General features: G+C 60.1%; 10 protein-coding genes and 1 pseudogene. 1 reads left to right on the top strand and 10 read right to left on the bottom strand.

The window, feature by feature from the left end; translation table 11 throughout:
- Nucleotides 1-318 precede the first annotated feature (318 nt).
- Nucleotides 319-1284: a LysR family transcriptional regulator gene (locus tag B7L09_RS02220; RefSeq protein ID WP_094467524.1), complete on the top strand. Its 966-nt coding sequence runs from the start codon at nucleotides 319-321 to the stop codon at nucleotides 1282-1284.
- On the opposite strand, the gene B7L09_RS31905 is transcribed toward B7L09_RS02220, so the two are convergent.
- The 10 genes and pseudogenes from B7L09_RS31905 to arnB form a co-directional block, all read right to left on the bottom strand.
- A complete protein-coding gene (locus B7L09_RS31905; RefSeq protein WP_176457655.1) occupies nucleotides 1235-1528 on the bottom strand; it encodes a hypothetical protein in 294 nt (97 codons plus the stop codon). The two genes, B7L09_RS02220 and B7L09_RS31905, sit on opposite strands and share 50 nt — an antisense overlap.
- A 218-nt stretch (nucleotides 1529-1746) precedes the next feature.
- Nucleotides 1747-3294, bottom strand: a pseudogene (locus tag B7L09_RS02210) (ArnT family glycosyltransferase); the annotation flags it as partial.
- Nucleotides 3291-4670, bottom strand: a complete 1380-nt coding sequence (locus B7L09_RS02205) for a UDP-glucose dehydrogenase family protein (RefSeq protein ID WP_094467523.1) — start codon at nucleotides 4668-4670, stop codon at nucleotides 3291-3293. The pseudogene B7L09_RS02210 and the gene B7L09_RS02205, both read right to left, overlap by 4 nt.
- On the bottom strand, nucleotides 4667-5068 hold the full coding sequence (arnF, locus tag B7L09_RS02200; RefSeq protein ID WP_094467522.1) for a 4-amino-4-deoxy-L-arabinose-phosphoundecaprenol flippase subunit ArnF: 402 nt from the start codon (nucleotides 5066-5068) through the stop codon (nucleotides 4667-4669). Before arnF ends, B7L09_RS02205 begins: the two co-directional genes overlap by 4 nt.
- Entirely contained in the window at nucleotides 5065-5409 is a 345-nt protein-coding gene (arnE, locus tag B7L09_RS02195) for a 4-amino-4-deoxy-L-arabinose-phosphoundecaprenol flippase subunit ArnE (protein ID WP_094467521.1), read from the bottom strand. The genes arnF and arnE overlap by 4 nt, the downstream gene beginning before the upstream one ends.
- Nucleotides 5406-7055, bottom strand: a complete 1650-nt coding sequence (arnT, locus tag B7L09_RS02190; protein ID WP_094467520.1) for a lipid IV(A) 4-amino-4-deoxy-L-arabinosyltransferase — start codon at nucleotides 7053-7055, stop codon at nucleotides 5406-5408. Before arnT ends, arnE begins: the two co-directional genes overlap by 4 nt.
- On the bottom strand, nucleotides 7052-7936 hold the full coding sequence (arnD, locus tag B7L09_RS02185) for a 4-deoxy-4-formamido-L-arabinose-phosphoundecaprenol deformylase (RefSeq protein ID WP_094467519.1): 885 nt from the start codon (nucleotides 7934-7936) through the stop codon (nucleotides 7052-7054). Before arnD ends, arnT begins: the two co-directional genes overlap by 4 nt.
- Nucleotides 7936-9942 (bottom strand): bifunctional UDP-4-amino-4-deoxy-L-arabinose formyltransferase/UDP-glucuronic acid oxidase ArnA, encoded by a 2007-nt coding sequence (gene arnA, locus B7L09_RS02180; RefSeq protein WP_094467518.1) that lies wholly within the window; start codon nucleotides 9940-9942, stop codon nucleotides 7936-7938. Before arnA ends, arnD begins: the two co-directional genes overlap by 1 nt.
- The gene (gene arnC, locus B7L09_RS02175; protein WP_094467517.1) at nucleotides 9939-10958 is read right to left on the bottom strand and encodes an undecaprenyl-phosphate 4-deoxy-4-formamido-L-arabinose transferase; all 1020 of its coding nucleotides are present in this window, start codon (nucleotides 10956-10958) and stop codon (nucleotides 9939-9941) included. Before arnC ends, arnA begins: the two co-directional genes overlap by 4 nt.
- Nucleotides 10955-12103: a UDP-4-amino-4-deoxy-L-arabinose aminotransferase gene (gene arnB / locus B7L09_RS02170; RefSeq protein ID WP_094467516.1), complete on the bottom strand. Its 1149-nt coding sequence runs from the start codon at nucleotides 12101-12103 to the stop codon at nucleotides 10955-10957. The genes arnC and arnB overlap by 4 nt, the downstream gene beginning before the upstream one ends.
- Between the last annotated feature and the right edge of the window lie 103 nt (nucleotides 12104-12206).

Raw genomic sequence — 12206 nt, 5'->3', positions numbered from 1 at the left:
GGTTTGAGACATTGTTGTTTTCCTCGTCGGTAAAGCGAACTGAAATCGGTATGCCGGGCCTGGAACCCATGCCGGGATCGTTAAAAAATCAACCGGGCGTGGTCAGGCCAAAGCAGTTTCAATAGGGGCAGTTACGAAGTGGCGAGAACTGATCGAAGTGTCAGCTTTTAATGGTTCGAAATCAGTGAGTTGGCACTGAAGTACGGGGATTATTAGCGGTTGCCAAGTCTGGTTTTCTGTGTTCATTATTATTTACCAGCACTATTTTTGTTGTTGGACACAGAGTGTTGAATAGGGCGCCAGAGGTAAATAAGCATTATGGAAACCCCACTTTCCAATTCCGGAAACCCGCCACCGAAAGCGTCGCATCGGGCGCCACTGGCCCTCAGCGGCCTGGATTTCAAACTGCTCAAAGTGTTCAAGGCCGTGGTCGAGGCCGGAGGCTTCAGTGCTGCCCAGAACGAGCTGAATGTGGGGCTGGCAGCCATCAGCAAACAGATTTCCGACCTCGAAATCCGCATCGGCATGCGCCTGTGCACACGNGGCCGCGAAGGCTTTCACCTGACCGAAGAAGGCAGTCTGGTGTACCAGGCGTCCATCGACTTGTTTGCCTCGGTCGACAACTTTCGTGATCGGCTTAGTTCGGCGCAGAATGAACTTGTCGGCGACCTTGGAGTAGGTGTTATTGACAATACAATCTCCGACGATAATTCACCGTTAGTTGCCGCGCTTAGAAAAATCAATGAAGAGTCACCGAAAGTAAGGTTTCAACTTCAGGCGTCGCAACTGGATGAAGTTGAAAGAGGCGTGGTAGAGGGGCGGTTAGTGGCAGGCATTGTTCCGGTTTATCAGAAGCGCGAAGAGTTTGATTACTACGCGCTTTATGAGGAACGCTCGGAGGTTTACTGTGCGGTCGGTCATCCGCTGTTCTCGATGCCGGACGCCGAAATCGGCAGCCACGTACTCAAGGATTACGAGTTCATCAACCACCGCTACGCGATCCATCGCGACAAACTGAATTTCGCCCACTACGACAGCTTCTCAGCCTCGGCGACCCAGGTGGAAGCCGTGGCATTACTGATCAAGACCGGGCGTTTCGTGGGTTTTCTACCGCAGCATTACGCCGCGTCGATGGTGGCGCAGGGGCAACTTCGCGCCGTGCGCCCGGACCTGATCAGCATCGTCACGCCGTTCAATCTGATCCTGCGGCACAACACCGTGCGCAGTCCGCTGGTCAAGGCGTTTGCGCGGGCGCTGGGTGTGGATCTGAAGGCGCCCGTCTAAGGTTGAAACGCATTGCACAACGGCGTTCGCTGGGTAAGCCGTTGGCCAGTTCGTTGTTTAATACGGCTTTTAAACGTGGGCTCAATTGTGCAGCCCCCAATGTTTCAAAGCCCATGCGCAAAAGATAAATTGATAAGCCGATATAACAAGTCCCGCCCCTTATTCTGCGAATAATAGAATCAATATCTGCAAAGTCAGTAATCACGGAAAAAACAATCATGGTGTGGATGATGGTGTTCAGCATCGGGTACCTGAGCATCGGCGAGCCAGGCCAGTGAAGGGTCATCGCGAAACAGTTCAGCCGCCGAACGCTCGATGGCGGGGAGGGCGGCGGCGTCGGAAAATTGGGCACGGCGGACAATAAAATTCATACGGGCGACTGTAGCAGCTGACTAGCCTGCTTTGTGGTTCGAGTGCTTCCTGTGGCGAGGGGGCAAGCCCCCTCGCCACAAAAGCAGGCTCGCTTAACACCGGCGGCACGGCTGCGAACGGCGTGCCTTGCAAGGCCCGATAGTCACGCGCGTCCATCATCAACCACGCCGGCAGTTGAAGCTGTTCCAGCTCCTGAATCGATTCGGTGAACAGCGGCTGTAAGTCCTCGTCGATATTGACCATGAACTTGATCGCCTTCGCGTCTTTACCCATGCCATGCAATACCAGCGGCGCCGGATCGTTTTGCACGAGCGCAAAGGCCGCGCGGCTGAACGTCTGGGTGTCGTATAGCCGGCGTTCGACCGGTTCGAACACCAGAATGTAGACCGACCACAACGCCAGAACCGCGCAAAACGCCAAGGTCTGTGCCCGCCATCGGGGCCTGAAAAGCGTGGCCAGCGCGAGCACTTGCAGCGCGGCGAGGATGATCAGCATCGAAGTGATCGAGGTCAGTTGCTCGGGAAACCGTCGATGGGCGTACAGCAACACGCCGATCAATACGCAGGGCGTCAACAACCACACTCCTTGCATCAATCCGCGCAACCAAACGAAAACCCGCCCCCCCGCCACCTGGAACGGGTACGCGGCAATGATCGCGGCCATGGGCAACATCGGCAGCAGGTAGCGGGCCTTTTTTGCTTGGGGAATCGACAGTCCGACCATCACGATCAACGCCGCCGCCGTGCAGTACTGCAACAGGCGCAGCGCCGGACCTGCCTGGCGCTGATGGGGCAGCCAGACTGCCGCCAACACCAGCAGCGCCAACGGATACGCCAGCGCATAGTTGCCCAGCGATCCGGTGAAGTAATACAGCGAACCGCTCACGCCTTCACTGCCGTCCATTCGCCCCAGAAACTGCATGCGCACGACATCCTGCATGAACAGGGGACCGCCACGGCTTTCGGCCAGCCATAACAACGTGCCGACGCTTGCGGCCAGCAGCACCGCCGCCGTCAGGCCGAAGCCGAACAGCCGCTGCCATTGGCGGTTAAGCAGCCAATAACTGCACAGCATGCCAGTCGGGACCACCAGCCCGATCGGGCCACGAACCGCAAAGCCCAGAAGCAACAGGGCGAAAATCAGCAGCCAGCGCCGGGGTGCCGAAAAGTGGTCCGCTGCATAACCCAGATAGAACACTGCAAAGGCGATCGCCGCGAGCATCAGGTCCAGGGACACCGCACGGGTTTCACTGATGAAGGTGCTGCTGAGCAGCAACATCGCGATGCTCAACAGGCCCCAACGCGTGGAGTAGGGCGCCGTGAGGCGATACACCAGGGTTACGATCAGCGCTGACGCGATAGACGTAGGCAGCCATGCCGTCAGGCTGGTGACCTGGCCGAACGGCAAGGACAACAGCCACGTCAGCAGTGTTGAGGTCGCCAGGTAGTCAGCGTAGGGCTGGCCATAGGTGGTGGGAAAGAAGCTCGGCCCATGGCGCAGCATCTCCTGAGCAAACACCAAGAAGCGCGAGTCGAACCCGATGATGGCCTGGTGCCAATTGCCGACGATAAACAGCACCAGTGCAAGGAGCCCAAGCCCCAGCGACTGGTTGCGGANGGATTGTGACAATGCAATCAAGCAACCACCTGAGCCGCCGGCCACTGCTGATGCGGAATCGGCAGTTTGCGCGACTCACCGCGCCCCATCGGGAAGTACAGGAAACCACTGCGTGCCAGCCGTTCGGCGTCGTACAGGTTGCGCCCGTCGAAAATCACCGGGTTTTTCAGGCGGTCGAGGATCAGCTCGAAATCCGGGGCCTTGAACTGCTGCCATTCGGTGCAGACGATCAGCGCATCGGCGCCGCTCAAGGCGGACTCCGGTGTGCCCAGCAACATCAACTTCGACTCGTCGGGATACAAATGCTGGGTTTCCTGCATGGCTTCCGGATCGAAAGCGCGCACGCTGGCGCCGGCGGCCCACAAGGCTTCCATCAGCACNCGGCTCGGNGCATCACGCATGTCATCGGTGTTGGGTTTGAAGGCCAGGCCCCACANGGCGAAGGTCTTGCCGCGCAGGTCGCCCTTGAAGTAAGCATTGATACGTTCGAACAGCTTGCTCTTCTGGCGCTGGTTGATGGCTTCGACCGCTTCCAGCAGGTCGCTGGAGCAGTTGGCTTCCTTGGCGCTGTGGATCAGGGCGCGCATGTCTTTGGGGAAGCACGAACCGCCGTAGCCGCAACCCGGGTAGATGAAGTGGTAGCCAATTCGTGAGTCGGCGCCGATGCCCAGGCGTACGGCTTCGATGTCCGCACCCAGGTGTTCGGCCAGCTCGGCGATCTGGTTGATGAAGCTGATCTTGGTNGCCAGCATGCAGTTGGCGGCGTACTTGGTCAGTTCGGCGCTGCGCAGGTCCATGAAGATGATGCGGTCGTGGTTGCGATTGAACGGCGCGTACAGGTCGCGCATCACATCGCGCACCTCATCGCTGTCGCAGCCGATGACGATCCGGTCCGGGCGCCGGCAGTCCGCCACGGCCGAGCCTTCCTTCAGAAATTCGGGATTGGAGACGATATCGAACTGCAACAAGCGGCCGACCTTGATCAGGCTCTTGTCGATATGCGCACGCAAGGTGTCACCCGTGCCCACCGGCACCGTGGACTTCTCCACCAGAATCACCGGCTGCTCACGATGTCGCGCCACCGCTTCGCCCACCGACAACACGTAGCGCAGGTCCGCCGAACCATCGTCCCGGGACGGTGTACCGACCGCGATAAACAGCACCTGACCATGCTGCACCGCAAGTTTTTCGTCGGTGGTGAATTGCAGGCGTTTGGCTTCGAGGCTTTCACGCACCAGACTGGCCAGCCCCGGTTCGAAAATGCTCACGTGGCCCTGTTGCAGCAATTCGACTTTTTTCTCGTCAATGTCCATGCAAACCACGTCATGGCCGACTTCCGCCAGGACGGCAGCTTGCACCAGGCCAACGTAACCGCTACCAAATACACTGATTTTCATGAGGCACTCCTGAGTTCGGGCGCGCGCGCTGGACGTGAGTTGATGGTGATGACCCCGAGCATGACCAAAGCCACCCCGAGGGTTTTTGTAAGGCTGAAGGCTTCGTTGAACACCGGCAGGCTGGCCGCCAGCAGGTACACCAGCGCGTAGCTGATGCTGAGCAGCGAATAGGCGCGACCCAGGGGTAAATGCTTGAGGGCGCCGAGCCAGCACACCATTGAAAGGACGTAGGCCAGAATCGCCCCCAGCACCACGGTGACCGCCGCCGGATCGACGCTGGAAGTCAGTAGATGTTCGGGGGACGGCAGGCGCGTCATGCTCCAGCGCATGCCCAACTGCGCCGCGCTGCCGAGTAGCACACTGCCCATGGCGAAGGTGATTCCGCGACGCAGGCTCATGCGTGTTGCCCCAGCAGAACCACACCGCCGATCACCAGCGCCACGCCCAGCCAGTGCTGGCGGTCGATGGGCTCGTGGAAGACAAACCGGGCGATCAGGGTAATCAGCACAAAATTCAGGCTCAGCATCGGGTAGGCAATACCGACTTCAAGGCGCTGCAACACCAGTAGCCAGACCAGCAAGCCCAACCCCAGCGCAGCGAGTGCCAGCCACAACCACGGCGAACGCAGTTTCTCGCCCCAGGCCGACGGCTTCGCCCGCCAGCTCTCGACGGCGTACTTCTGGGCGATCTGGCCCAGACAGGTCAGCAGGCACGCGACCAATAACAGAAGCAGGCTCATGACGCGCCCTGTGGAAAGATCAGAATCACCAGATTGCCTTCTTCATAGCGCTTGCCATCCTTGGGCAGTCGTTCAATTTCTTGCAGCTCGTCCTCACCCTTGACCCGCATGACCACGCCGACCGAGCCGTTCTGCCGGGCCTTGTGCATCCACTGTTGAACGTGATCGAGGTCGACGCGCTGCTGCACCGAGTCTGAATAGGCGAGGCCATATTTCAATTCGCCTATCGTGTTGTACAACGCCACGTCCGGGCGCTTCAGGCGCCAGGCCAGGGCCGAAGCGGCGCCGAGATCGTTGCTCAGCAGCTTGCCGGTCTGCGCCAGTTCATCGGCGTGATGGAGGATGAACTGGTCGGGCATCTTGTTGGCCACCACCGAGTCGGGCAGCCCGGCGGGCAGCAGACCGATCAGCAGCAGGCTGCCGAAGCCCGGTGCAGCCCAGCATTGCAGGGGCCTGAAGGCTTGAAGCAGGTTGGCCATGATCCAGCCGATCAGGCCGATGAACACCAGCACCAGGTTGTGCAGTTCATGGTCGTACAACGGCTTTTTCAGTTGCAGGTAGACCAGGGCGAGCAGGGTGATCACGCCCAGCAGCAAATTCAGCAAACCATTGATGCCCAGGACCCTGCCTTGCTCCAGCTTGAGTCGGTCGGCCAGGGTGTGGCCCATCAGCAGTGCCAATGGCAGCAGGCAGGGCAAGATGTAGCTCGGCAGTTTGCCGTTGCTCAGGCTGAAAAACAGCAGCGGCATCAGCAGCCACAGCAGCAGAAAACCGATGCTGGCTTGCCCGCGGGTTTGCCACGCCTGGCGCAGCGCCGACGGCAACAACGCCACCCATGGCAGACTGAACGCCACGAGCAACGGCAAATAGAACCACCACGGCGCATCATGCTGGGCGTCGTCACCGGCAAAGCGACGGATGTGTTCGTGCCAGAAGAAGAACCGCCAGTAATCGGGTTCCTGCGCGTGAACCGCCAGCGCCCACGGCAGACTCACCGCGATGGCCACGACAACCGCCACGGGGCCATAGACCAGCAGCTCACGCCAGCGCTTTTGCCAAATCATGAAGGGCAGGGCGATCAGCACCGGCAACAACCAGGCGAGAAAGCCCTTGGTCATGAACCCCATGCCGCAGGCCAGGCCCAACACGGCCCAACCGATCAGGCGCGGGCCACGGCGGGCGCTGTCCAGCGCGAACCACAAAGCGACCAGGCTCAGATTGACCCAGAAGGTAAATTGCGGATCGAGATTGGCGTAACCGGCCTGGCCCGCCACCACCGTTAAACTCATGTATAGCAATGCACAGGCAAAGCTTTTGCGCGGCTCGTTCCACAGTCGCCGGGCGACCAGGAAACACAGCAACACACTCAGGCCCATGCTCAGCGCCGATGCAAAGCGCACACCGAACAGGTTCTGGCCAAACAGCGCCTGGCTGGCGGCAATCACCCAGTATCCGGCTGCCGGCTTTTCGAAATAACGCAGGCTCATTAAATGCGGCGACACCCAGTCGCCGCTCAGAAGCATGCCTTGGCTGATCTGCGCGTAGCGGGTTTCGTCAGGAATCCATAAGCCGTGGCTGCCCAACGGCAAGAGATACGCCAACAGGAAAATCCCCAGCAGCAGCGGCAATCCCCAGCGTTTGCTCATGCGCTTTGCACTCCCAGCCAGCCTTCCCGGCCTTCGAGCGTGCCGCGCACGACACGGCCCGTTGGCAAGGCGCTCGGGGCGTCGGGCAGCAGATCGCCCAAGGGTTTGAAGCCGATGCCACGTTGGCGCGCATCGGCCAGCAGTCGACGAAAATCATTGGCCATCAGAATCCCTTCTACTTCGGCGTGGATCGTATAGACGTTGAGTTTTTCAGGCGTGAATCGATCGAGGATGAACCCGTTGAAGTCCTTGGCTGCGACGACAGGGCCGACCACTTCATCGAAGGTCGGCAGGTCCACCGGAATCTGCGGTGCCCCCAAGCCGCCCCCGGCCAATCTCGGTTGGAACAAGCCTTGGCCTCGACAATCGCTGTTGTAGCGAAAGCCGAACGTTTGCTTGGCCTCGATCACGCGCTCGTCCGCGCGCCAACCGGCAGACGCCGAACACTCGATTTTTTGCCCGAGGATGTCGCTGAGGGTGTCCACGCCCAGGCGGATCTGTTCGATCAGCTGCGCGTCACTCCAGCGCCCGGCATTGGCCTGCCAGCCATGGTGATCCCAGGCGTGCAGCCCGACCTCATGGCCCGCATCCCGGGCCTGTCGCATCAGGTGCCCGAGGTCGCGACCGATGGGTTTNCCCGGCCAGGCGGTGCCGGCCAGCAAGATATCCCAGCCATACAGCCCGGCGGCATTGGAACGCAGCATCTTCCACAGGAATTGCGGACGGATGAGGCGCCACAAGTGGCGCCCCATGTTGTCCGGCCCAACGCTGAAGAAGAACGTCGCTTTCACCCCGGCTTCATCCAGGATTTCCAGCAGTCGCGGCACCCCCTCACGGGTGCCCCGGTAAGTGTCGACATCGATTCGAAGGCCTGCCTGCATCAGCGTGATTCTTCTTTGGAGTGCTCGGCCATTTCGAGCATGGCCTCGCGCAGGAAGAAATCCAGCGTGTTGCCGATGGTTTCGCTCATCTCAACGGTTGGCTCCCAGTTCAGCAGGCGCTTGGCGTTTTCGATGCTTGGCTTGCGGTGCGCCACGTCCTGGTAACCGGTGCCGTAGAACGCCTTGCTCTCTACGTCGCGGAAACCGGCGAACGGAGGGAAGTTGCTACGCAGCGGGTGAGCTTCGAACTGACGCAGCAGCTCTTCGCCCAGCTGACGAATGCTGGCTTCGTTTTCCGGGTTGCCGATGTTGATGATCTGGCCATTGCAGACATCGTTGTCGTTATCAATGATGCGTGCCAGGGCTTCGATGCCGTCGGCAATGTCAGTAAAGCAGCGTTTCTGCTCGCCGCCGTCGAACAGGCGAATCGGCGTGCCCTCCACCAGGTTCAGGATCAGTTGGGTGATGGCNCGGGAGCTGCCGATACGTGCCGAGTCCAGACGGTCCAGGCGCGGGCCCATCCAGTTGAACGGACGGAACAGGGTGAAGTTCAGGCCTTTGTCGCCGTAAGCCCAGATCACACGGTCCAGCAGTTGCTTGGAGACCGAGTAGATCCAGCGTTGCTTGTTGACCGGGCCAACCACCAGGTTGGAGGTGTCTTCGTCGAAGTACTGGTCCTGGCACATGCCATAGACTTCGGAGGTCGACGGGAAGATCACACGCTTGTTGTACTTGACGCAGTAGCGAACCAGTTTCAGGTTCTCTTCAAAGTCCAGTTCGAACACGCGCAGTGGGTTACGGGTGTATTCGATAGGGGTAGCGATGGCCACCAGCGGCAGGACCACGTCGCACTTCTTGATGTGGTACTCGATCCACTCGGAGTGAATGCTGATGTCGCCTTCCACGTAGTGGAAGTTCGGGTGGCTGCGCAGGCGGTCGATGGCATCGGAACCGATGTCCAGGCCGTACACCTCGTATCGGTCGTCGCGCAAAAGCCGCTCGGACAAGTGATTACCGATGAAACCGTTCACACCCAGGATCAGTACGCGAGTACGACGTGGCTTGCGGCCGGACTCGGCGCCGCGCAGTACGGAACCGTCGACCAGCCCCAGTTCGTTGGCCAGTTGCGGGCCGCTCAGGTACAAGCCGTTGTCGTTGCGCTGGCCGGCGGTGATCACCAAAGAGTCTTCGCCGCAGGCAATGCGCAGCGGATCGACGCTGATCACCCGGCCCGGTGCCTGGCCTTCGTTGCCCTTGGCGACTTCTGCGCTCCAGACGATCAGCTTGTGTTCGCCCACGGCGCAGAACGCGCCCGGATAGGGTTGGGTGACGGCACGCACCAGGTTGAACAGTTCTTCGGCCGGTTTTTTCCAGACCAGTTTGCCGTCGGCGGCGGTGCGACGTCCGAACACCGTGGCGTCGGATTCGTCCTGCGGGGTTTCGCTGACTGTGCCTTGAAGCAGCGCCGGCAAGGCATCGCGAAGCAGGTCGATGGCGGCCTCGCGCAATTTGCCGTGCAGGCTCAGCGCGGTGTCGCTGCGGTCAATGGCCACCCGTTGCTGGGCGAGGATCGCGCCAGCGTCGGCACGCTTGACCATGCGGTGCAGGGTCACACCGGTTTCGGTTTCGCCGTTTACCAGCACCCAGTTGGCCGGGGCGCGGCCACGATAGCGCGGCAGCAGCGAACCGTGCAGGTTGAACGCACCTTTTTTGGCGGTGGCCAGCAGGGCTTCGCTCAGCAGGTTGCGGTAGTAGAACGAGAAGATGAAATCCGGGTTCAGCTTGCTGATGCGCTCGATCCACAGCGGATGATTGGCATCTTCCGGGGCGTGAACCGGGATGCCTCTGCTCGCGCACAGTTTCGCTACGGAGCCGTAAAAGGCGTTTTCCTTCGGATCATCGGCATGGGTAAACACGGCGGCGATTTCGNAGCCGGCGGTCAGCAGGGCTTCAATGCCTGCACAGCCAATATCGTGATAAGCGAAGACAACAGCTTTTGCGCTCATGGGAGGACCTGATCGGAAGAAATGGAAGTGAGGCCGTCAACGGTGACAACGGGGGCTGGCGTGGCGGGATGGCTACGCAGGACCTTCTCGACGAAGAACCGTGGGCGGGCGCGCACGTCACTGTACATGCGGCCCAGGTATTCACCCAAGAGGCCCATGCCGATGAATTGACCGCCGGTGAACACGAACAGCACGGCGAACAGCACGAACGTACCGTCGCCGGCCCAACTGGCGCCGAAGACCAGGCGCAGGACAATCAGCGCAGTGGCAAACAGCATGCCCAGCGCCGCCAGGCTGAAACCGACGATGCTCAGCAGGCGCAGCGGGGTGGTGGTCATGCAGGTCAGCAGGTCGAACATCAGGTTGACCAGACGCATGGGGCTGTATTTGGATTCGCCGTGTTCACGTTCGGCGTGCATCACCAGTATCTCCGTCGTGTGCCGGGCAAAGCCGTTGGCCAGGATCGGAATAAAGGTGCTGCGCTCACGGCAGGCGAGCATGGCGTCGACGATGGTGCGGCGGTAGGCGCGCAGCATGCAGCCGTAGTCGGTCATGGCCACGCCGGTGGAGCGTTGCACCGCCAGGTTGATCAGGCGCGAAGGCCAGCGGCGGAAGGCCGAGTCCTGGCGGTTGTTACGCACGGTTGCCACCACGTCGTAACCCAGGGCAGCTTGTTCCACCAGGCGCGGGATCTCTTCGGGCGGGTTCTGCAGGTCGGCGTCGAGGGTGATGACCACCTCGCCCCGGCACTGCTCGAANCCGGCCATGATTGCCGCGTGCTGGCCGTAGTTGCGGTTGAGAATGACTGCCACCACCGGGCTGCACTCGCGATTGGCGGCGTCCTCGAGGATTTGCGCCGAGTTGTCGCGGCTGCCGTCGTCGACCAGCACGATTTCATAGTCATGGTGTAACTGCTGGCACGCCGCTTCGGTGCGCCGCAGTAATTCGGGCAGGCTGTCTTGCTCGTTGTAGACCGGGATGACGATCGATACGCAACGGATCGGATAGGGTTTCACAGGCGTCTGTCCAGGGTGTGTTCAATGGCGTCGACCACACGATTGACGTCATCGAGGGTCATGTCGGGGAACAGCGGAATCGAGCACAGCCGCGCCGAGTTCCATTCGGTGTTGGGCAGGTAGATGTTGGGGAAACGCTGGCGGTAATACGTGTGCAGGTGGGTCGCGATGAAATGAATCCCGGTGCCGATGTTCTGTTCCTGCAAAGCCTTCATGAACGCTTCGCGGTCAAGTCCGCAGCGCTCGGCGTCGATGCGCAGGATGAACAGGTGCCAGGCGTGCTGTTGCGGGTAGGGCGGGATGAACAGCGGTTGCACCTTTGTGCCTTCGAGGCGTTCCAGATAGGCGTGAGCCAGCTCGGTGCGCTTGGCGTTGATGTCGTCAAGGCGCTCAAGTTGCACTAGGGCGATGGCAGCGTTGATGTCGGCCAGGTTGTATTTGAAACCTGGTTCTATCACTTGGGCCTGGGGTTTACGGCCATGGGTCAGGCGATCGTAGGCATCAACCCCCAAACCGTGAAACTTGAGCATGCGTACCCGGTTGGCCAGCGCTTCATCGTCGCTGACAAACATCGCGCCTTCGGCGCAGGTCATGTTCTTGATCGCGTGGAACGAGAAGATTGCCGTGCCTGTTGCGCCGACGTGACGACCCTTGTAGAAGGTGCCTGCCGCGTGGGCGGCGTCTTCGATAACAGCGATCCCGTGTTTGTCAGCCAGTGTATAGAGCGGATCGAGGTCAAAGGCGGCGCCGGCGTAATGCACCGGGATGATGGCTTTAGTACGTGGCGTGATGGCCGCTTCGATGCTCTCCAGGTCGCTCATCAGCGTGTCGCGGTCGACATCGACGAACACCGGCGTGGCGCCCAGCAGGCAGATCATATTGGCGGTGGACACCCAGGTCTGGGACGGTGTAATCACTTCATCGCCCGGACCAATTCCCATTGCCAGTAACGTGATATGCATCCCGCCGGTGGCCGAAGAAAGTGCAACGGCATGACGACAGCCGACATAGTTGGCGAATTGCTCTTCTAATTGCTGGTTTTTCGGCCCCGTAGTGATCCAGCCAGAGCGCAATACTTGCTCTACAGCAGCGATTTCTTCATCGCCGATACTGGGGCGGGAAAAGGGGAGAAAAGCCTGACTCATGGGCACCTCGGGACAGAAGGATCGATGACATTAAAATGAATCTGTTGGATCCAACAAAAGCGTAGGCGAAAGTTTCGACATGCAGCACTCATTGACTTTTACC

The organism is Pseudomonas mandelii (genome assembly GCF_002251635.1).
Lineage (GTDB): Bacteria > Pseudomonadota > Gammaproteobacteria > Pseudomonadales > Pseudomonadaceae > Aquipseudomonas > Aquipseudomonas mandelii_B.
The sequence above is the reverse complement of the archived record's forward strand: the minus strand, read 5'-3'. Positions and strand labels throughout refer to the sequence as shown.